At 69.4% G+C, this 18,938-nt stretch carries 22 protein-coding genes and 1 pseudogene; 12 read left to right on the forward strand and 11 right to left on the reverse strand.

Annotated features, from left to right (window positions below; all coding sequences use genetic code 11):
• Nucleotides 1-31 precede the first annotated feature (31 nt).
• From GBA65_RS15940 to GBA65_RS15975, 8 genes and pseudogenes are all read left to right on the forward strand, one after another.
• Nucleotides 32-1,018, forward strand: coding sequence for an aldo/keto reductase (locus tag GBA65_RS15940; protein ID WP_166397407.1), 987 nt, complete (start codon nt 32-34; stop codon nt 1,016-1,018).
• A 2-nt stretch (nt 1,019-1,020) separates the two neighbouring features.
• Nucleotides 1,021-1,743 (forward strand): chlorite dismutase family protein, encoded by a 723-nt coding sequence (locus GBA65_RS15945; protein ID WP_166397408.1) that lies wholly within the window; start codon nt 1,021-1,023, stop codon nt 1,741-1,743.
• Between the two features lie 179 nt (nt 1,744-1,922).
• The gene (locus tag GBA65_RS15950) at nt 1,923-2,846 is read left to right on the forward strand and encodes a PLP-dependent cysteine synthase family protein (protein ID WP_166397409.1); all 924 of its coding nucleotides are present in this window, start codon (nt 1,923-1,925) and stop codon (nt 2,844-2,846) included.
• Nucleotides 2,847-2,850: 4 nt separating this feature from the next.
• Nucleotides 2,851-3,273: a Mov34/MPN/PAD-1 family protein gene (locus GBA65_RS15955; RefSeq protein ID WP_207955823.1), complete on the forward strand. Its 423-nt coding sequence runs from the start codon at nt 2,851-2,853 to the stop codon at nt 3,271-3,273.
• 31 nt (nt 3,274-3,304) lie between these two features.
• Complete coding sequence (locus GBA65_RS15960; RefSeq protein ID WP_166397410.1) at nt 3,305-3,586, forward strand: ubiquitin-like small modifier protein 1; 282 nt, start codon at nt 3,305-3,307, stop codon at nt 3,584-3,586.
• 58 nt (nt 3,587-3,644) lie between these two features.
• The gene (gene moeB / locus GBA65_RS15965) at nt 3,645-4,844 is read left to right on the forward strand and encodes a molybdopterin-synthase adenylyltransferase MoeB (RefSeq protein ID WP_207955824.1); all 1,200 of its coding nucleotides are present in this window, start codon (nt 3,645-3,647) and stop codon (nt 4,842-4,844) included.
• Between the two features lie 369 nt (nt 4,845-5,213).
• Nucleotides 5,214-5,897 (forward strand): annotated as a pseudogene (locus GBA65_RS15970) (SDR family NAD(P)-dependent oxidoreductase).
• 40 nt (nt 5,898-5,937) lie between these two features.
• Nucleotides 5,938-6,420 carry a nuclear transport factor 2 family protein gene (locus GBA65_RS15975; protein WP_166397411.1) on the forward strand — a complete coding sequence of 161 codons (483 nt, stop codon included), beginning with the start codon at nt 5,938-5,940 and terminating at the stop codon, nt 6,418-6,420.
• 12 nt (nt 6,421-6,432) lie between these two features.
• On the opposite strand, the gene GBA65_RS15980 is transcribed toward GBA65_RS15975, so the two are convergent.
• Together GBA65_RS15980 and GBA65_RS15985 are read right to left on the reverse strand one after the other, a co-directional pair.
• Nucleotides 6,433-7,710 (reverse strand): sensor histidine kinase, encoded by a 1,278-nt coding sequence (locus tag GBA65_RS15980; RefSeq protein WP_166397412.1) that lies wholly within the window; start codon nt 7,708-7,710, stop codon nt 6,433-6,435.
• Nucleotides 7,710-8,402: a response regulator transcription factor gene (locus GBA65_RS15985; RefSeq protein WP_166397413.1), complete on the reverse strand. Its 693-nt coding sequence runs from the start codon at nt 8,400-8,402 to the stop codon at nt 7,710-7,712. Before GBA65_RS15985 ends, GBA65_RS15980 begins: the two co-directional genes overlap by 1 nt.
• 161 nt (nt 8,403-8,563) lie before the next feature.
• Here GBA65_RS15985 and GBA65_RS15990 point away from each other — a divergent pair, with 161 nt between their 5' ends.
• The 3 genes from GBA65_RS15990 (at nt 8,564) to GBA65_RS23375 (ending at nt 10,975) form a co-directional block, all read left to right on the forward strand.
• Nucleotides 8,564-9,427: a sigma-70 family RNA polymerase sigma factor gene (locus GBA65_RS15990; protein ID WP_228281397.1), complete on the forward strand. Its 864-nt coding sequence runs from the start codon at nt 8,564-8,566 to the stop codon at nt 9,425-9,427.
• Nucleotides 9,424-10,497 (forward strand): S1C family serine protease, encoded by a 1,074-nt coding sequence (locus GBA65_RS15995; protein WP_166397414.1) that lies wholly within the window; start codon nt 9,424-9,426, stop codon nt 10,495-10,497. The genes GBA65_RS15990 and GBA65_RS15995 overlap by 4 nt, the downstream gene beginning before the upstream one ends.
• A 178-nt stretch (nt 10,498-10,675) precedes the next feature.
• The gene (locus tag GBA65_RS23375) at nt 10,676-10,975 is read left to right on the forward strand and encodes a hypothetical protein (RefSeq protein ID WP_207955827.1); all 300 of its coding nucleotides are present in this window, start codon (nt 10,676-10,678) and stop codon (nt 10,973-10,975) included.
• Here GBA65_RS23375 and GBA65_RS16005 read toward each other — a convergent pair.
• The 6 genes from GBA65_RS16005 to GBA65_RS16030 all read right to left on the reverse strand — a co-directional run bounded on the left by GBA65_RS16005 (nt 10,972) and on the right by GBA65_RS16030 (nt 16,160).
• Nucleotides 10,972-12,093 carry a lysylphosphatidylglycerol synthase transmembrane domain-containing protein gene (locus GBA65_RS16005; RefSeq protein ID WP_166397415.1) on the reverse strand — a complete coding sequence of 374 codons (1,122 nt, stop codon included), beginning with the start codon at nt 12,091-12,093 and terminating at the stop codon, nt 10,972-10,974. The genes GBA65_RS23375 and GBA65_RS16005 overlap by 4 nt on opposite strands.
• Before the next feature lie 120 nt (nt 12,094-12,213).
• Entirely contained in the window at nt 12,214-12,588 is a 375-nt protein-coding gene (locus GBA65_RS16010) for a DMT family transporter (RefSeq protein ID WP_166397416.1), read from the reverse strand.
• Nucleotides 12,589-13,082: 494 nt separating this feature from the next.
• The gene (locus tag GBA65_RS16015) at nt 13,083-14,141 is read right to left on the reverse strand and encodes a M42 family metallopeptidase (protein ID WP_166397417.1); all 1,059 of its coding nucleotides are present in this window, start codon (nt 14,139-14,141) and stop codon (nt 13,083-13,085) included.
• A 67-nt stretch (nt 14,142-14,208) separates the two neighbouring features.
• Nucleotides 14,209-14,901 (reverse strand): DUF3891 family protein, encoded by a 693-nt coding sequence (locus GBA65_RS16020; protein ID WP_228281989.1) that lies wholly within the window; start codon nt 14,899-14,901, stop codon nt 14,209-14,211.
• A 132-nt stretch (nt 14,902-15,033) separates the two neighbouring features.
• The gene (locus tag GBA65_RS16025; RefSeq protein WP_166397419.1) at nt 15,034-15,576 is read right to left on the reverse strand and encodes a hypothetical protein; all 543 of its coding nucleotides are present in this window, start codon (nt 15,574-15,576) and stop codon (nt 15,034-15,036) included.
• A 71-nt stretch (nt 15,577-15,647) separates the two neighbouring features.
• Complete coding sequence (locus GBA65_RS16030) at nt 15,648-16,160, reverse strand: phosphatase PAP2 family protein (protein ID WP_228281990.1); 513 nt, start codon at nt 16,158-16,160, stop codon at nt 15,648-15,650.
• A 180-nt stretch (nt 16,161-16,340) separates the two neighbouring features.
• Here GBA65_RS16030 and GBA65_RS16035 point away from each other — a divergent pair, with 180 nt between their 5' ends.
• Complete coding sequence (locus GBA65_RS16035; protein WP_166397421.1) at nt 16,341-16,601, forward strand: hypothetical protein; 261 nt, start codon at nt 16,341-16,343, stop codon at nt 16,599-16,601.
• A gap of 96 nt (nt 16,602-16,697) precedes the next feature.
• Here the strand turns inward: GBA65_RS16035 and rpiA are convergent, their stop codons facing one another.
• The 3 genes from rpiA to GBA65_RS16050 all read right to left on the reverse strand — a co-directional run bounded on the left by rpiA (nt 16,698) and on the right by GBA65_RS16050 (nt 18,935).
• Nucleotides 16,698-17,420, reverse strand: a complete 723-nt coding sequence (rpiA, locus tag GBA65_RS16040; protein ID WP_166397422.1) for a ribose-5-phosphate isomerase RpiA — start codon at nt 17,418-17,420, stop codon at nt 16,698-16,700.
• Nucleotides 17,421-17,442: 22 nt separating this feature from the next.
• Entirely contained in the window at nt 17,443-17,652 is a 210-nt protein-coding gene (locus GBA65_RS16045; RefSeq protein ID WP_166397423.1) for a cold-shock protein, read from the reverse strand.
• Nucleotides 17,653-17,786: 134 nt separating this feature from the next.
• Nucleotides 17,787-18,935, reverse strand: a complete 1,149-nt coding sequence (locus tag GBA65_RS16050) for a S1C family serine protease (RefSeq protein ID WP_166397424.1) — start codon at nt 18,933-18,935, stop codon at nt 17,787-17,789.
• Nucleotides 18,936-18,938 lie beyond the last annotated feature (3 nt).

Consider the following 18,938-nt stretch of genomic DNA (forward strand, 5'->3'; position numbering starts at 1 on the left):
AAGCTCGCAGCATTCAGACGAGAGGTGAGGCATGAAATATCGTAGGCTCGGCGGCACCGACATCGAGGTCTCGGAGGTAGGCTTCGGCGTCTGGACCGTCTCGACCGGTTGGTGGGGCGAGGTCGACGACGACCGCTCGGTCCGGATCATGAGGCAGGCCCACGAGAGGGGCATAAACTACTTCGACACCGCCGACACCTACGGCTCCGGCAAGGGCGAGACGCTCATGGCCGACGCCTTCGGGCACATGCGCGACGAGGTCGTCATCTCCACCAAGATCGGCTACGACTTCTACAACCACACCGCCCGCCGCGGCCAGCAGGAGCGCCCCCAGGACTGGTCCGAGGACTTTATCCGCTTCGCCCTGGAGCAGAGCCTGACCCGGCTCGGCACCGACTACATAGACTTCCTGCAGCTCCACAACACCAAGATGGACGCGATACAGAACGACGAGCTCTTCGCGCTCATGGAGGGTTTCGAGGCGGAGGGCAAGATCCGCTCCTACGGCGTCGCGCTCGGGCCCAAGATCGGCTGGCTCGAGGAGGGCGTGCGCGCGATGCGCGAGCGCTCCGTCGACGGCGTGCAGATGATCTACAACATGCTGGAGCAGGACCCGGGCCGCGAGCTTATAGACACGGCCCGCGAGACGGAGACGAGCCTCGTCGTGCGCGTCCCCCACTCCTCGGGCATGCTCGAGGGCAAGTACGACGAGAACACGACCTTCGCCAAGAACGACCACCGCCGCCACCGCCCGAAGGAGTGGCTCACCGAGGGCCTGAAAAAGGTCGAGAGGCTCTCCTTCCTCACGGAGTCCGGGGAGCGCACTTTAGGCCAGGCGGCCCTGAAGTTCGTGCTCGCCGCCCCGGAGGTCGCCTCCGTCCTGCCGAACATCTACGACGACGAGCAGCTCGACGAGTTCGCCGCCGCCCCGGAGACGCCGGACCTCACCGAAGAGGAGCTCGCGCGCGTCGCGGAGCTCTACGAGAGCAACTTCGGGCTCGAGCCCGCGAGGAGGTAGGCTTGACCGAGACGCGAACGCGGCAGGAAGAGGCCGCCGAGGAGAAGCTCCCGTCCCAGTACATAAACTACGCCTTCTTCAAGCTCTCCCCCGAATGGCGCAGGCTCCCCGAGCCCGAGCGCGAACACGGCAAGAGGGAGTTTCTGGAGGCGGCCGAGGCCCACTCCGGCGAGATGCTCCTTCGGCCGTACTCCCTCATGGGACTCAGGGCGGACGCGGATTTTATGCTGTGGCGGATAAGCTACGACCTCGAGCCCTTCGAGGAGATGACGGCGGCGCTCCTGAAGACCGGGCTGGGCCGGTACCTGACGGTCACCTACTCGTACTTCGGCATCAGCCGGCGTTCGATCTACGTCGGCGAGCACACCCCCGGGTGGGAGAACCGCCGCTACATCGTCCCCGGCGAGGGAGACTTCCTCTTCGTCTACCCGTTCGTCAAGACGCGCGCCTGGTACCGCCTCCCCCTCGAGGAGCGCCAGCGCATGATGAACGAGCACATGCACATCGGGCGCAAGCACTACCCCGTCAAGAACAACACCGCCTACTGCTTCGGGATCGACGACTACGAGTTCATCCTCTCCTTCGAGGCCGAGTCCCCCGAGAAGTTCCAGGACCTCATGATGGAGCTGAGGGAGTCCGAGGCGAGCGCCTACACCGAGCTGGACACCCCCATCTTCACCTGCCGCCGCCGCCCGCTCGGAAAAGTTCTCGAATACCTCGGATAAAGCCGGGAAAGGTGTAGAGATTCCCCACCGTTCGAGCCTACAATAGGGGCACGCACCAACCATGACCGGGGGGCTTATTTCTGGCCCCCCGGTTTTCTGCGTCGCGTGGTGTTCCACCTCACCCTCCCCCATTCATGGCTTCTGGACGATGGAACTTCGACCTGTATAATAATCCCGACATGATTACTAGGATTAACAAGAGGTTGGGTTCGCGGCCCGTGGATCTCGTGGGGAACACCCCGCTCTTCGAGCTCTCGAGCATCTCGCGCGAGGTCCCCGGGGTGAGCATCCTCGGCAAGGCCGAGTGGTACAACCCCGGCGGTTCCGTCAAGGACCGTCCGGCGCTGTGGATGATCCGGGACGGCGAGAAGAGCGGCAGGCTCACCCCCGAGAAGACCATTCTTGACGCGACGAGCGGGAACACCGGGATCGCCTATGCGTGGATCGGGGCTTCCCTGGGCTACAAGGTCAAGCTCTGCATGCCCAGAAACGCCAGCGAGGAGCGCAAGAAGATCCTCAGGGCCTACGGGGTCGAGGTCGTGCTGACCGATCCGGGCGAGGGCTCGGACGGGGCCATCCGCGAGGTCCGGCGGCTCTACGCCAAGGACCCCGAGCGGTACTTCTACCCGGATCAGTACACCAACCCGGCCAACCCGAGGGCTCACTACGAGTCGACGGCGCCGGAGATCTGGGAGGCCACGGAGGGCGAGATCTCGCACTTCGTCGCGGGGCTCGGGACGAGCGGCACCTTCGTCGGCACCTCGACGCGCCTGAAGGAGTACAACCCGGGCATAAGGGTCGTCTCCTTCGAGCCGGACTCGCCGTTCCACGGGCTGGAGGGGATGAAGCACATGGACTCGGCGATCGTGCCCGAGATCTACGACCCTTCCGTGGCGGACGAGAACCTGGCGACCACGACGGAAGAGGCGTACGAGATGGTCAAGCGCCTCGCCCGCGAGGAGGGCATCCTGGTCGGCATCTCGGCCGGGGCGGCGGTCGCTACCTCTCTGAGGGTGGCGCGCGGGCTGGAGTCCGGGGTGGTCGTCACCATCCTATGCGACTCGGCGGACAAATACCTCTCCGAGAGCTTCTGGGAGGAATAGTTCTTTGGCGCTAAAGATAGGTGCGGGGGACGTCAGCCACATCCACGAGCACGCGAAGGAGACCTACCCCGAGGAGTGCGCGGGCGTGCTGGTCGGCATGGACGCGGGCGGGACGAAGGTCATCGTGGACGTGTGGCGGGCGGAGAATACCTTCGAAGAGGAGGAGCGCTCGCACAGGTTCCTGATCGAGCCGCTCAAGATAAGGGAGTTCGAGGAGAAGGCCCGCGAGCGGGACCTGGACATCCTCGGGTTCTACCACTCGCACCCGGACCATCCGGCCGAGCCCTCCGAGTACGACAGGGACCACGCATGGCCCTACTACTCGTACATTATCGCTTCGGTGAGCAGCGAGAACGTCGAGGACATGCGCTCGTGGGTGCTGCGCGACGACCGCTCGGGTTACGACGAAGAGACCATCGTAGGCTAGTTCGAGAGATCTTAGAGAGAAGGAGCTTTTTATGCCGAACGTGAGGATACCCACCCCCTTGAGGCAGTACGTCGGCGGGAACGCCGAGGTCGCGGTGCAGGGCGGGACCGCGGGCGACGCCCTGGGCGACCTCGTCCAGCAGCACCCGGACCTCAAGCAGCACCTCTACACCGGCGACGGGAAGCTCCGCTCGTTCGTCAACGTCTACAAGGGCGACGAGGACATCCGCTACCTCGACGGGCAGGACACCGAGGTCGGCGAGAACGACGAACTCTCCATCATCCCCTCCATCGCGGGCGGTTTGTGTAGGTAATTTTCACCTAACGCCGTTACGTCCCGGCAGCATCATCATTTAGGAAAGGTTTCATATTTTGGAGACTACGCGTAAACCGCTGGTACAGCCCGACGCCTCGATAGAGCTCTCCAACGAGGAGATCGGGCGTTACAGCCGCCACCTCATCATGCCCGAGGTCGCGGTCGACGGGCAGAAGAAGCTCAAGGCCGCGAAGGTGTTGACCATCGGCACCGGCGGGCTCGGGAGCCCGCTCGCGCTGTACCTCGCGGCGGCGGGGGTCGGGACGATCGGGATCGTGGACTTCGACGTCGTCGACGAGTCGAACCTGCAGCGCCAGATCATCCACGGCACCTCGGACGTCGGGAGGCCGAAGATCGAGAGCGCCCGCGACCGGATCAAGGAGATCAACCCGAACGTCGAGGTCGTCGCCTACGAGGAGGCGCTGACGAGCGAGAACGCCCTCGACATCTTCAAGGACTACGACGTCGTGGTGGACGGGACGGACAACTTCCCGACCCGCTACCTCGTGAACGACGCGTGCGTCCTGCTGGGCAAGCCGAACGTGTACGGCTCGATCTTCCGCTTCGAGGGCCAGGCGAGCGTGTTCTTCGCCGAGGAGGGCCCGTGCTACCGCTGCCTCTACCCCGAGCCGCCGCCCCCGGGCCTCGTCCCGAGCTGCGCCGAGGGCGGGGTGCTGGGCATCCTTCCGGGCGCCATCGGGGTCATACAGGCCACCGAGACCGTCAAGCTGATCCTCGGCGCCGGCGAGCCGCTTATCGGCCGGCTCATGCTCTACGACGCCTTCAACATGAAGTTCCGCGAGATGAAGCTGCGCAAGGACCCGAACTGCCCGGTCTGCGGCGAGAACCCGACCGTCACCGAGCTTATCGACTACCAGGAGTTCTGCGGCATCCCGCAGGCCGTGGAGGCCGACAGGCGCGAGGAGGGCCAGGTCCCGGAGATCACCGTCACCGAGCTCAACGAGAAGCTGAACAACAGCGGCGGCCTCACGGTGCTCGACGTCCGCGAGCCGCACGAGTACGAGGTGGCGAACCTCGGGCCGCAGGGCGCGAGGCTCATCCCCCTCGGGGAGCTGCCGCAGCGCCTCGTGGAGCTCGACCAGAACGCCCACTACGCCGTCCACTGCCGGAGCGGCGCCAGGAGCGCGAAGGCCGTCAAGCTTATGCAGGACGCGGGCTTCGGGGACGTCAGGAACGTCAAGGGCGGCATCCTCGCCTGGAGCGACGAGGTCGACCCGAGCATCCCCAAGTACTAGGCTAGCAACAAACGAAGACTGAGGCGGGGGCCGTTCGCGCGGCCCCCGCCTTTTGTCGTCCGGGGCGGCAAGTGGTCCCGGACGACGGGAGCGCGGGAACTCCGCGTCCCGGTACCTTCGAGTCCGACGAGCGCTCCGACCGATCGGCGCCGTAGTCTCGTTGCTCGCGCGGGGGCCAGGGACGCGCGAGGGGGGCTCCCCTTCTCCTGGGAGTAGACGTATCCGAGAATCGGCTTCGCGACTCTGTTTCTTGCGCGTTCTGCGGCGGTATGGTTACCCTCGGTACGAGACCGGTATCAACTAGGCGTGAAGTGGACGGGGATAGCCTCCGTCGCGACGCCGAGAAAGGGGAAGGCCGTGCCTGAAGCCATGGCGGTGGTGACCGGGGCGAACAGGGGCATAGGGCTGGAGGTCGCGCGCGGGCTCGCGCGGAGGGGGATGACGGTCGTTCTGGGGCGCGGAGTCCGGAGAAGGGCGAGGCGGCGGCCGAGGAGCTGGAGGGCGAGGGCCTGAGCGTGCTCGTCCGCGAGCTCGACGTCTCCGACGACGCGAGCGTGCGGGGCTGGCGGCGCGGATCGAGGACGAGCTGGGGGCGTGGACGTGCTCGTGAACAACGCCGGCATCCTCTACGACACCTGGCAGCGGCCCCTGACGGCCGACCTCGACGTCGTGCGCGAGGCCCTGGAGACCAACGCCTTCGGCGCGTGGCGCACCTCGCGGGCGCTCGTGCCGCTGATGCGCAGGGGCGGCTACGGCCGGATCGTCAACGTCTCCAGCGGAGCAGGCTCCTTGAGCAGCATGGGTGCTTCCACCCCCGCCTACAACGTCTCCAAGGTCGCCCTCAATGCCCTGACGAGGATGCTGGGCGCCGAGCTTCGCGGCACGGGCATCCTCGTCAACGCCGTGGACCCGGGCTGGACGGCCACCGACATGGGCGGTCGAGGGGGACGGTCGGTAGAGGATGGGGCCCGGGGCGTGATCTGGGCGGCGACGCTGCCCGAGGACGGCCCCACGGGCGGGTTCTTCTACGACGGCGAGCCCGAGGCCTGGTAGAGGAAAGGCGCAGGACACCGGCACGGGGAGGTGACCGAAGTTGAGCGAACGGACGAGCGACGAGGTTCGGCGGCTCACGGACGAGGCGGAGATCCGGCGCGTGGTGGACGGGATCGACGACGCGGTGGACGCCAAGGACTGGGTACTGTGCCGGAGCTACTTTACGGACGAGATCTACGTGGACTTCACCTCCCTGGCGGGGGGAGAGCCCGGGCGCATGCCCTCGGACGACCTCGTAGGCGCGTGGAGGACGAACCTCTACCCGGAGAAGCCGAGCTTCCACATGCGTACGAACCACCGGATCCGCATCGACGGGGACCGGGCCGAGGTGGTCTCCAAGGGCCACGCGCTCAACATCCTGAGGCGCGGTACGGGCTCCGACCTGTGGGAGGTCTGGGGCACCTACACCCACACGCTGGAGCGTGCGCCGGACGGCTGGAGGTGCTCGGGCATGACGCTCGCGGTGGTCCACGCGCGGGGCAACGAGAAGGTCCGGGAGTTCGTACCGGACGGCCAGGCGTGATCTAGGGGAGGCTCAGGGGCTGGCCGGGAGGGTGAGGATGAACCTCGCCCCGGCCCCTTCCCCGGGCACGTTCTCGGCGGTGAGCTCGCCCCCCTGGGCGCGCGCGAGGTCGCGGGAGATGGCGAGCCCCAGGCCCGTGCCGCCGCCGTGCGGGCCCCTGGTCCGGGCCTCGTCGGCGCGGTAGAAGCGGTCGAAGATGCGCGGGAGGTGGGCGTCCGGGACGCCCGGCCCCGTGTCTTCTACCGTCGCCACGACCGTGTTCCCGTCCCGGCGCCCCACGACGGCGATGGAGCCGCCGTGGGGGGTGAAGCGGATCGCGTTGTCGAGGAGGGCCGCCAGGATCTGCTCGGTCCGTTCCGGGTCGCCGCGCGTCGGCAGCTCGCCGTCGACCCCCGTCTCGAGGCGGATGCCCTCCCCCGCCGCGCGCGCCTCGAAGCGGTCGGCCGCCCCGGCGAGGATCACCGCGAGGTCGAAGGGCTTCTGGGCGACCTCGAGCTTGCCGGCGTCGAGGCGGGCGAGGACCAGGAGGTCGGAGAGGATCGCGTTCGTCCGGTCCGTCTCCTGGAGGATGTCCTCCACGAGCTCCCGGTCGTCCTCGTCTTCCAGGCCGCGGGAGAGGACCTCGGCGTCGGCCCGTATGAGGGTGAGGGGCGTCTTCAGCTCGTGGGAGGCGTCGGCGATAAACGTGCGCTGGCGCTCGAAGGAGCGCCGCACCGGCCGTATCGCGCGGCGGGACATCAGGAGGCCGCCCACGGTGGCGAGCGTCAGGGCGCCGATGCCCACGGGGACGAGGACGAAGACGAGCTCCCAGATCGTCTCCCGCGCCATCTTCAGCGACTGCGCGGCCTGGATGACGGCCACGACCTCCCCGTTGCCGGAGTTGTCGAAGAGGGGCTCGCTCACCACGCGCACGTCCCCCCGCGGGCCCTCCGCGGTGCCGAACACGCGGTGTTTCTCCTGCCTCGCGGCCTGCGCCATCTCCACGTAGGGGAGGCCGAGGGATTGGGGCGAGGACGTCAGGTCGAGGAAGCTCACGCTCGCCGAGCCGCCGGAGGGGAGGGCGACCACGGCGACGTCGTAGTCCGTCGTCGCCTGGACGACGCCGTACTGGTTCGAGCCGTCGAGGAACTTCTCCTTCTCGACCTCCATCCTCTGCAGGAGGACCTTGTCCTGCTGGTCCGTCACCTGCCGCTGGAACCAGACCACCGCGACGGCGCCGAAGAGGAGCAGGATCAGGGCGAGGATACCGACGTAGCCCATGGTGAGGCGGATGCGGATGCTGTCGAACATCAGCGCTGCCCCGGTTGGGGGTCGAAGGTGTAGCCGACGCCGCGGATGGTGCGGATGTGGGAGCTCTCGCCGTCGCGGTCGAGCTTCTTTCTGAGGTAGGAGACGTAGAGGTCGACGACGTTGGTGTAGACGTCGGTCGAGGCGCCCCACACGGTGTCCAGGAGGACGGAGCGGGTGAAGACCTGCCCGGGGCGCTGGAGGAGCGTCGCGAGCAGGGCGAACTCCTTGGCGGTGAGATCTACCGCCTCGTTCCCGTGGCGGACGACGTGGCGCACGGGGTCGAGCGTCACGTCCCCGCCCTCGAGGATGGACTTGTCCGAGCCCTCGGCGGCCCACGGCCTGCGCGTCAGGGCTCGCACGCGCGCGAGAAGCTCGGGGAAGGCGAAGGGCTTGGGGAGGTAGTCGTCGGCGCCCGCGTCGAGGCCCTCGACCCGGTCCTCGATCTGGTCGCGCGCCGTGAGCATCAGCGCGGGCGTGGCGACCTCGGCGGTCCGGAGCCGCTTCACGAGCTGGACGCCGCTCAGCTCGGGGAGCATCCAGTCGACGACGAGCAGGTCGTGGCTCCCGGAGAGCGCCCGGACGAGCGCCGCGCGCCCGTTCGTCTCCGTCTCCACCGCGTAGCCCTCCTCCTTGAGGACGCGCGAGATCAGGCGGGCCAGCCTCTCCTCGTCTTCGACCACAAGAATCTTCATCTCGGCGCTTATTATCGCCCGTCGGGAGAGGAACTGACCAGAGGGGGCCCGTTTCTGTGGAAATCCTCACGCTTTTCAAAGTGGGGTCACAGGCCCGACCGCTTAACTGGTAGCACGACGAGAACACCTCAAGGATTTCGACCCGAAAGCGAGGCGAGACCGTGCCGAGACAGGCCAGTCAGATCAGGGAAGGCGACACCCCGGAGCTTCTCGCAGGCTACCTCTCGCGCATCAGCCGCGGCAGGCTCCTGACCCACTCCGAGGAGCTGACCCTCAGCAGGGCCGCCAACGACGGCGACCCGAGGGCGCGCCAGAAGCTGATCGAGAAGAACCTCAGGCTCGTGGTCTCCGTCGCCAAGAAGTACCGCGGCATGGGCCTTCCCTTCGAGGACCTCATCCAGGAGGGGAACATCGGCCTGATGAAGGCGGTGGAGAAGTTCGACCCCGACCGCGGGTACCGCTTCTCCACGTACGCGACGTGGTGGATCCGCCAGGCGGTGCAGCGCTCTGTGACGGACAAGGGGCGCACCATTCGGGTGCCGGTGCACATGGCGGAGAAGATAAGGAAGATGAACCGCACCTACAACGGGCTGTCGGCGGAGCTCAACCGCGAGCCGACCGACGAGGAGGTCGCCGACGCCCTCGGGTGGGACGTGGAGGAGGTCGCGGGGGCCCTGCGGGCGATGCCGGACGCGACGAGCCTCAACCAGCCCCTGAGCCGGGACGAGGGCGCCACCGAGCTCGGGGAGCTCGTGGAGGACGGGCGCGCCCCGAGCGGCCCGGAGGCCATGATCCGCGAGCTCGAGGCGTCGAGCCTCAAGGCGGCGGTGGAGCGCCTCCCGGAGCGCCAGCGCTACGTGCTCGTCCGCCGCTACGGGCTCGACGATCGGAAGAAGTCCACCCTCGGGGAGCTCGCCGAGGAGCTCGACGTCTCGCGCGAGCGGGTCCGCCAGATCCAGCGGGAGGCCGAGAAGCTTCTCAAGGGCGGTGAGTACGAGCAGATCCTGAGGGGGGTTCTCGCATGAGGCGCTTCGCCCCCCTGCTCTTGGCCGCGATCCTCGGCGGCGCCGTGGTCTTGGGCTACGGGGCGCTCTTCGGCGGCGTCTCGGAGACGGGCGAGCCGGGGGTGGCCTCGGCCGCCCCGGCCGGGGAGGAGCGCGTCGCGAGGGCCGCGGCGGAGGTGGAGCCCTCCGTGGTGCAGGTGAACGTCTCCGGCGTCGGCGGGACGGCCTCCGGGTCGGGCGGGCAGCAGGGCGTGGGGAGCGGCATCGTCCTCCGCGAGGACGGCTACATCGTCACGAACAACCACGTCGTCGAGGGGGCGAGCGAGGTCGGCGTCGCCTTCGCCGACGGGACCACCGAGGAGGGCCGGGTCGTCGGCACGGACCCCGCGACGGACGTCGCCGTGATCCGGGTGGACCGGCGCGGCCTGCCCGCGGCGAGCTTCGGAGACGGGCGCGACCTGGCGCCCGGCCAGATCGCCGTCGCCGTCGGCAGCCCTTCGGGCTTCCAGTCCACCGTCACCTCGGGCGTCGTCAGCGGCGTGGGACGCGAGATCCCCGCGACGCTCACGGGGGGGCGCCAGGAGAGCGCGCTCGTGGACCTCATCCAGACGGACGCGGCGATCTCGCCCGGCTCCTCGGGCGGCGCCCTGGCCGACGGCTCGGGGGAGGTTATAGGGATGAACGTCGCCTACCTCCCGCCGGGGCAGACCGGGGCCGAGAGCATAGGCTTCGCGATCCCGGCGGGCACCGTAACCTCCGTCGCCGAGCAGCTTATCGAGACCGGGGAGGCCACCCAGCCCTACCTCGGCGTCACCCTCTCGGACCTGAACCCGGAGACGGCCCGCCGCCTCGACGCCGGAGTGGAATCCGGGGCGCTCGTGGCCGAGGTCGAGCCCGACGGCCCCGCGGGGAGCGCCGGCCTCAGGTCCGGGGACGTGGTGACGGCCCTGGGCTCGGAGCCCGTCAGAAACTCCGGCGACCTCCTCTCCGCCCTCCGCCGCTACCGCCCCGGCGACACCGTCGAGGCCACCGTCGTGAGGGACGGCGAGGAGACGAGCTTCGAGCTGCGGCTCGGCGAGCGCGGAGCTTGACGCAGTAGGCCCCGTAACGGCGCCTCCCCCGGCGAGGAGCGTGCCTCCTCGGGGTCAAGATCCTGGGGCGCATGGTTGCCGGGCTTCTCTTCGCGGACGCGGTAAGCAACGGAGGCACGCCGTGAGCCGCCCCCGCCGACCGCCACGAATGCACTCCGCAAGGGCCGGGCAGGACGGCGTGGAGCGCGCCCCGGCTGCGGATCGGGGGAGACGGCGGACGACCTGGTTCGAGCTCTTCTTCGACCTGGTCTTCGTCGTCGCGATAGCGGCCCTCGCCGGGTTTCTGCACGACGACCTCGGCAGCCGCGCCATCCTCGTTCCGCGCCTGCCCACCGTGGCCTCCGCCCTCGCGCTCGTGGCGGTCGGCCCCGGTCCGCTGGCGCTCGTCGGGCTGCTCGCGCTGTCGTCGATCTTGCCGACCGTCTTCGAGTACCGGCATCGGGACGGTGGGCGCCCGGCCGCCGGGGAAGTTCCCTAGCGGGGCTTCTTGCGGCGCAGCTTCGGACGGCGCTCCGGCGCCCCCTCTTCGCGGGCGTACTTGGCGGAGCCCACGTGGAGGGTCGGGTAGAGGATGGCGGCGAGCGGGATGGGGAGCCAGAAGTTGAAGAGCCGGTAGCCGAGGACGGGGATGGCGACCTCCGGGCCCGCGCCGAGGAGGGCGAGGGTGCCGATCATCGTCGCCTCCACCACGCCGAGGCCCCCCGGCGTGAGCGGGAGGGAGCCGAAGGTGGTCGCGACCCCGTAGGCCACGAGGAGCTCGACGCCCCCCGTCGGGACTCCGAGGGAGACGAAGATCAGGAACAAGCAGGCCGCGTCCATCGCCCAGTAGAGCACGGCGAGGACGAAGAGCCGGGCCGCGGCGACGGGGTGGTACAGGAGCTGCTCCCGGAGGGCGCGCACCTCGTACTGCAGCCCGAGGACGACCCTGGCGGCCCTGAGCTCCGTCTGCCGCCGCGACCACCGCCGCCTCAGGAGGAGGCGTCCCACCCGGTAGAGCACCCCGGTCAGGAAGCGCCGGGTGGCGTTCGGCGAGCGGTAGGAGAGGGTGGCGAGCACGAGGGCGCAGAACGTCAGAAAGAGGGCGAAGACGGAGGCGACCGTCGCCGCCCGGTTCAGCTCCTGGTCCAGGACCAGGTACACGAGGCTCGCGAGGAAGATGGCCGTCAGGGTGCCGTAGACGAGCACGGAGGTCGTGGCGACCGCCAGGGCCCCGCGCGTGGGCTTGAGCCCGCGGATACGGAGCCCGGCGTAGGTGACGGCCGCCGCCGCGCTCCCGCCGCCCGGCAGGACCTTGGAGGCCCCGTGCTCGGCGACGGTGAGGCGGAACATAAACCAGCGCCCGAGGCCGTGGCGTTTCCGGCTCCTCGCGGAGACACCGAGGCCCGTCGTCGCCCCGACCGTCCGGCCCAGAATCTCCGCGTAGCAAGCGTAGCTCGCGAAGATGGCCAGAAAGGCCGCCCAGATGAGGGGCCCGGAGGAGTTCGAGATCAGGACGAACGAACGCTCGATGCCGGGGATGCGGGGCAGCACGAGGTGCACGGCGAGCCCGAGGGACGCGAGGTAGAGCCCGCTCCTGAGAAGGGTCTTAAAGGACATCGCCCCGCCCCGGCCGTCGGTTGTTCCTTCCGTCCGCGCCCAAGCGCCAGAGCCTCCCTTGTGACGCGTTCGCCCTGCCTCCGAGCGGCGGGTCCACGCGCGGTCTCTACCCGCCGGGGCCTACGGGCTCCGGGCGAGGTAGACGCCAGCGAGGAGTATAACCGCGCCCAGGATCTTTTCGGGCCCGAACCCCTCGCCGAGGAGCACGATGCCGGCCGTGACCCCGATCAGGGTGACGAGGTACTGGTAGACGAGCACGCGGTTGGCGCCCACCCTGCGCACCCCCCTCTGCCAGGCGGCGAACCCGAAGGCGGCGGAGAAGAGCAGCGAGTAGACCGCCGCCCCCCACACGCTCCAGCCGAGGGTCGTAGCGACCGGCAGGTCCCCGACCGGAAAGAGCGCGGCGACCGGGAAGATCGCCAGCCCGCCGAGGAGCATCGGATAGGCGGCCACGCTCAAGGGCGGGTGCTTCTCGAGGAGGGGGAGCGAGAGCATCGTGTAGCAGCCCCAGCAGACCGCCGCCCCAGGACCAGCAGGTCGCCCGCCAGGGTATCCGCGTCGCCCAGAGCGAGCCCCCGGAGCTCTCGGCGGGGCCGTTCGAGGCCGAGGGCGAAGCCGAGGGGCATCCCCAGATCGGGGCGGTCGAGAAGATCAGGGCGGAGTTCGCGGCGGTCGTCCAGCCGACTCCCGTGGCGAGCAGGGGCTGCGCCCCCGCAATGCCGACGGCCCCGAGGCCGAGCATGGGGAGCAGGTCCCCCTACCGATGCGGCTCGGCTCCAGGAGGCGCGCGACCCCGACGAGGAGGAGCCCGGCGATGGTGAAGCGTGCCGCCGCGAAGAGGAGCGGGGCACGTCGGCCACGACGTGCTTTACCGCGACGAAGTTCGTCCCGAAAAAGAAGACGGCCAGGAGCAGCGAGAGCTCGACGAGGAGGGGGGCGCGGCCGCCCCCCTCCCCTTCTTCGTGCTCGGTTCGGTGCCCGGCGTCGCCTCAGCGGACGAAGTCCGTGCCCTTCTCGAGGCCGCCGACGTAGGCGGAGATCAGGCGGGCGCAGCCGTCGAGGTCGTCGAGGTCGACGACCTCGTTCGGGGAGTGCATGTAGCGGTTCGGGGCGGAGACGAGCCCCGTGGCGATGCCGGCGCGCTGAAACTGGATGCCGTCGGCGTCGGTCCCCGTGGAGCGCGAGTCGGCCTCCAGGGTGTAGGCGATGCCCTCGGTCTCGGCGGCGGCTATGAGGCCGCCGGAGACGATTGGGCTGAGGTTCGTGGCGCGCTTGATGACGGGGCCGGAGCCCAAAGCGTGGTCGCCGTGCTCGTTTTTGGAGACGCCGGGGGTGTCGGTGGCGTGGGTGACGTCCACGGCGATCGCCGCGTCGGGGTCGAGGCCGAAGGCGGCCCCGCGCGCGCCGTAGAGCCCGATCTCCTCCTGCACGCTGGCGACCGCGACGACCTCGGCGGCGAGCCCATCAACCTCGGAGAGGAGCCTGAGGGCCTCGAGCACGACGAAGGCGCCCATCCTGTTGTCCAGCGAGCGCGAGGCGATGCGGTTGTTCGGCAGCTCGAGGACGGGCTGGTCGATGACGCCGACGTCCCCGACGCGGACCTTCCCTTTCGCCTCGTCCGCGTTCTTGGCGCCGATGTCGATCCAGAGGCTCTTTATCTCCGAGACCTTTTTGCGCTCCTCGGGCTCCATGACGTGGATGGCCTTCTTGCCGATGACGCCGGGGACGGGGCCGTCGTCCGTCTGCACGAGGACGCGCTGCCCGACGAGGACCTGCGGGTCCCAGCCGCCGACGCCCGTGAAGTGCAAGAGCCCCTGCTCGTCGACGTTCGTGACCATCAGGCCGATCTCGTCGATGTGCCCGGAGAGCATCACCCTGGGCGAGCCGCCGGGGTTGAGGGTGGCGAAGGAGTTGCCCATCCTGTCGCCGCGTACCTCGGCGAACTTGGCGGCCTCCTCGCGCCACACCCTTGCGGCGGCGCCCTCGTAGCCGCTCGGCCCCGGCGTGGACAGGAGCTTCTTCAAGAACTCGTAAGATGCGTCCCTCATGCGTTCCCTTCTATTTTTCCTGCCGAGCCCCCGTCCGGGGGCGACATCGTCCCCTAGAGCATACCGCTCAACCGGAGATCCGTAGCTCCAGCCGCCCCTCGCCTAAACCCTGCCCGTCCCTCCCGAACACGCGGTACGGCAGCCCCACCTCGAAAGGCGCGTCGAACGGATCCGGACGCACCCTGAGCGTCCGGTCGTCGGCCCACTCGGGGACGTACTCCTCCCCGTCGAACACCAATCCGTCCGGGTACGGCGGCGGGTTGGAGGCCTCGCGCCCGGGCTCGTTGAGACAAAGGAAGAGCGAGAGGCCGTCGCAGAGCTTCAAGAACCGCAGGTCCCGGTCCAGGGACCCGACGCTCTCTTCGGAGATCCGCCCTTTCAGGCGCTCCTGCCTGCGCCCCTCGGCCTCCCGGAACCGTACGTCGGCGGCCCTCTCGGAGCCTTGTATCAGCGTCGTGTAGTGCATGCTGGAGAGGCACGCCGCGTGTGGGTCCCGTTCTTCCAGCCGGTCCAGGGCGCCGGTGAAGGCCCGGACCTTCGGCTCGACGGGGTAGTCGATAAAGTCGTGGGGACGGCCGGCCTCGTCGTTCCACAGCACCGACTCGTCCAGCGCCCGCCAGCCCAGGTCGTGCTGCGCGACGGCGTAGAGCGTGGACGGGGACGGGCGGGGTCCCCTCGCCCAGTGGCGCGCGATCTCGCCCGCCACCAACCCGTGGTCGTGCTGCCCGATCAGGACGAACCCCTCCGGAACCTCGCGCACTATCAACTCGTCCTCCCCTCGGCTCGCCGGACGGCCAGCATTTCAGCAGGGAAATCTGACGGTCGCAAGCGCCCCAAGGCGGGCAGGCCCTACACGCGGCCCGGACCCAATGTCAGACGCGATGAGCCGTGCTTACAGGACCGGACGCCGGTCGACGGCGAGGGGCGAGACGAGGCGGTCGTCCGCGAGGAACGCCTCCTGGGTCTCCTCGGAGTCCTCCTCCGGGACGGTGGCGAGCACGAGGGCGAAGCCGGAGGGGAACGCCTCGGCCCACTCCTCGGCCAGCCGCTCGGGGAGCCCAAGGGCGAGAAGCTGCTTGCGGAGCCGGGGTCGGCGGTGGTACGCGACGAGGCCGACGACGGAGGCGACGGTAAGGACGGCCTGCACGACGAGCCCGGTCCACAGGTGGACGACCCCCATCAGGAAGCTGACGGTCGACGCGGAGAAGAAGGTGCTCGCGAACTCGAACCACTGCATGCGCGAGAGGCCCCTCTGGACGTGCCGCACGCACGCCCCGGGGAGGATGTTCTCGGCGAGCCCGGCGTCCCGCCGCCGGGCGAGGACGAGCACGGAGTCCGGCGCGACGTCCAGGGGAGAGAGCCTGCGCCCCAGATCGTCGAGGGTCCGGGCGTCCGCGGCTACCGCCCCGACGGTGTGGTATCTCGGGATCCTCATAGTCTTTTTCTATCCCAGATGCCGGACGAGGCCCGTAAGCCCCTTCACGCCCCGGAATCGCCCCGCGTCCACTAGAGCAGCAGGAGCAGGAGCGCGGCGACGGTCGTCCCGATAAGCACGCCGGCGAGCACGTCGAACGGGTAGTGGACGCCGAGGTAGACCCGGGAGAGGGCGACGAGGAAGCCCGCGACCAGCAGGACCGGGGCGAGCGCCGGGTAGAAGAAGGAGAGGGTAAGGGCGCCGGCGGCGGCGGTCGCAGAGTGGCCGGAGGGGAAGGAGCTGGAAGAGGGCGTCTTTATGAGGGGGGCGACCTCGGCGTCCCACAGGAACGGGCGGTTCCGGTTGAAGAGGTGCTTCGTCCCCTCGGCGACGATCCAGGAGCCGGCGATCGCGGTCCACGGGACGGCGAGGTTGAGGAGCTCCAGCCCGCTGGCGACGAAGGCGAGAAAGGCGATGCACCCCCATATCGCCCCGGCCGACCCGGCGATCGTAAACATCCTCATCACGCCGTCGAAAGGCTCCCACTTCATCCCGAAGACCCTCCGGAAAAGCGCCCGGTCGAGGTCCCGGATCTTCGTCACCACTCTCTTCAAGACTCCATGCTCCGTTGATTGCGAACCCAAAACGCCGTTACCGGCCGATCGGCCGCATATTCTATACCCTGGCCGCGCCCGGATCGCCCCCCCGAGCCGCTCCTGCTACCGCCGCCGCCTCGTCAAGTAGAATGAGTCCGCTAAAGATACGAATCTTCGAAAGGGGCGGCGATGGACCGTGAGATAGTCAAGAGGATTGTGGACGAGGCCCGCGAGGACGAGTCGAACCTCGTGGTGTGGGACAAGAGGGACACCTTCACCGTGGAGCCCAAGGCCGAGGTCTCCGTGGAGGACGAGTACCTCAGGGTAAAGATGGAGGACGGCAAGGCGACCGTCTACGTCGAGTACGACGCCATCTACAAGCTCGTCGTCGAGAAGGACCGCTCCTCCCGCCCCGGCACGCGCGCGGGCTTCGGGGCCACCAGGGGCTAACCTGGGCGCCGCTCCCGGCGACCTCTGGACCGCCAGACGAGCGCGGGGCCCTTTCTTGGGCCCCGCGCTCGTTCTGCGCCTCCAGAGCCCGACGGGCTAATCCGGTTTCGGGAGACCCTCCATGATCTCGATCCCGTCCGCGCGGGCCACGACGGCGGCGTGGGCGAGGCCGACGAAGAGGCCCGTCTCCAGCGCGCCGGGGATGCGTTTGATCTCCGTTTCGAGCGCGCCCGGCTCGGCGATGCCGTCGGGGAAGAGGCAGTCGGCGGTGTAGTGGCCGCCGTCGGTGACGTAGGGACGGCCGGGGTCTCCGGTCTGGGATCCCTGGCCCTCCAGCCTCAGGGTCGGCTCGCACCCCAGGGAGGCCAGCGCCGCGAGGGTGGCCTCGTAGCCGAACGGCTCCACCTCGACGGGCAGGGGCACCCCCCCGAGGGAACCCACGGACTTCGAGCCGTCGGCGACGACCACGAGGCCGCGGAGGCTGGCGTGCGCCACGATCTTCTCCCTGAGGAGCGCCCCGCCGAGGCCCTTGACGACGCTGAGGTCCGGGGCGATCTCGTCCGCCCCGTCGATCGTCACGGCGGGGCGGGAGTCCGCGAGGTCGACGAGCGGGATGCCGGCCTCGCGGGCGAGGGCCGCGGTCCTCGCCGAGGTGGGCACGCCCCGGATGCCGTGGAGCTCGCCCGCGGCGATCAACTGCCCGATCCTGCGCACCGCGTGCGACGCCGTCGAGCCCGTCCCGAGCCCCACCACGTCCCCGCTCTCGACGTACTCCTCGACCGCCTTCTCGGCGGCGGCGCGCTTCAGGTCCTCCGTCAAACCCCGCCTTCCCCGGACGGGCCTACTGGCCCAAGACCTCGACCTTGGAGGCCTGCTTGCCCCGCCGCCCCTCGACGACCTCGAACTCGACCTCGCTGCCCTCCTCGAGCGTTCGGAACCCCTCCCCGACGACCTCCGAGTAGTGGACGAAAAGATCGTCGCCCCCGGCTTCCGGCGTGATGAAGCCGTAGCCCTTCTCGTCGGAGAACCACTTGACCCTACCGCGTACCACGAGACACCTCCGGCTCGGTTTCTCCGGAGGACCGAGGCTCTTAGCGGCCCCCGGAGCATCGACTTCGGCCGCTCCGCCTTTCGGGGGCGGCACGGCGGGACTCTAGCACCGCCCCCGGGCACGGGCAACCGCTGCTACTGCGGCGGCTGCACCCCGAGGCGCACCGTCACCTCGCGCGGCTCCTCGCCGGGGGTGACGACGGTGAGGGGCAGATCGTCGCCCGGCTTCAAGGAGTTGACGACCTCTATGACGTCGTCCGGCGTCGAGACCGGCTCGCCCCTGACCTGCGTGATGACGTCCCCGATCGGGACCGGGAGGCCGGCGATCTCCTCCTCGCGCCCCTCGCCGCCCCTGAGGCCGGCCTCGTCCGCAGGACCGCCCCTCGTGGCCTCGCTGACGATCGCGCCGTCCTCGGGGAGCCCGAACTCGTCCGAGAGCCTGCCGGCGTCCCGGCCCGAGTAGGCCGCGAGCTCCCCGACGCCCACCGGGAACATCCTCACGCCTATAAAGCCGTGCTCGACCCTCCCGGTCTCTATAAGCTGCTCGACCACGCTCTTGACCGTGTTGATCGGGACCGCGAAGCCCACCCCCTGGAAGCCGCCCGTCTCCGAGAAAATCTGCGAGTTGACCCCGATCACCGTGCCGCGGGCGTCGAGGAGCGGGCCGCCCGAGTTGCCGGGGTTTATCGCGGCGTCCGTCTGCACGGCGCCGTTGATCGTGTAGTTGTTCGGCGCCTTGATCGGGCGCCCGACCCCGCTGACGATGCCCGTGGTGACGCTGATGCCGACGTCGAGCGGGTTGCCGATCGCGATGACCGGGTCCCCGACCCCCAGAGCCTCGGAGTCGCCCAGAGTGAGGGGCTTCAACGTCTCCTCCGGCGCGTCGACCTGCAGCACGGCGACGTCGGTCGAGGGGTCCTCCCCCACCACCCTGGCCCTCTCCCTGGCCCCGCTCGCGAAGGCGACCGAGACGCTGTCGGCGCCGTCGACGACGTGCTGGTTCGTGACCACGTGACCCTGCTTGTCGATCACGAACCCCGAGCCGCCGCCGGGCCCGACCTCCCGCGAGGCGACCTCCACCGTGACCACGCCGGGCCCGTCCTGGTTGTAGACGTCCCGCACCGAAGGGCCCTCGGCGCTGCCCGGATCCACGCTCCCCGTCGGGGTCGCCCCGCCCGGTGCCTCGGTGATCGTCACGTCCCCCGAGCTCCCGCCATCGATGTTGGAGACCCCGAGGTAGACCAGGACCGTGGCTATAAGCCCGCCGATGATCGCCGAGACCACCGC

Source organism: Rubrobacter marinus (assembly GCF_011492965.1).
Lineage (GTDB): Bacteria > Actinomycetota > Rubrobacteria > Rubrobacterales > Rubrobacteraceae > Rubrobacter_F > Rubrobacter_F marinus.

Excerpts from the sequence above, each read along its gene's own strand:
- GBA65_RS15940 (WP_166397407.1), top strand. The coding sequence starts at position 32 with ATGAAATATCGTAGGCTCGGCGGCACCGACATCGAGGTCTCGGAGGTA.
- GBA65_RS15950 (WP_166397409.1), top strand. The coding sequence starts at position 1,923 with ATGATTACTAGGATTAACAAGAGGTTGGGTTCGCGGCCCGTGGATCTC.
- GBA65_RS15960 (WP_166397410.1), top strand. The coding sequence starts at position 3,305 with ATGCCGAACGTGAGGATACCCACCCCCTTGAGGCAGTACGTCGGCGGG.
- GBA65_RS15980 (WP_166397412.1), bottom strand. The coding sequence starts at position 7,710 with ATGTTCGACAGCATCCGCATCCGCCTCACCATGGGCTACGTCGGTATC.
- GBA65_RS15985 (WP_166397413.1), bottom strand. The coding sequence starts at position 8,402 with ATGAAGATTCTTGTGGTCGAAGACGAGGAGAGGCTGGCCCGCCTGATC.
- GBA65_RS15995 (WP_166397414.1), top strand. The coding sequence starts at position 9,424 with ATGAGGCGCTTCGCCCCCCTGCTCTTGGCCGCGATCCTCGGCGGCGCC.
- GBA65_RS16005 (WP_166397415.1), bottom strand. The coding sequence starts at position 12,093 with ATGTCCTTTAAGACCCTTCTCAGGAGCGGGCTCTACCTCGCGTCCCTC.
- GBA65_RS16010 (WP_166397416.1), bottom strand. The coding sequence starts at position 12,588 with ATGCTCTCGCTCCCCCTCCTCGAGAAGCACCCGCCCTTGAGCGTGGCC.
- GBA65_RS16015 (WP_166397417.1), bottom strand. The coding sequence starts at position 14,141 with ATGAGGGACGCATCTTACGAGTTCTTGAAGAAGCTCCTGTCCACGCCG.
- GBA65_RS16025 (WP_166397419.1), bottom strand. The coding sequence starts at position 15,576 with ATGAGGATCCCGAGATACCACACCGTCGGGGCGGTAGCCGCGGACGCC.
- GBA65_RS16035 (WP_166397421.1), top strand. The coding sequence starts at position 16,341 with ATGGACCGTGAGATAGTCAAGAGGATTGTGGACGAGGCCCGCGAGGAC.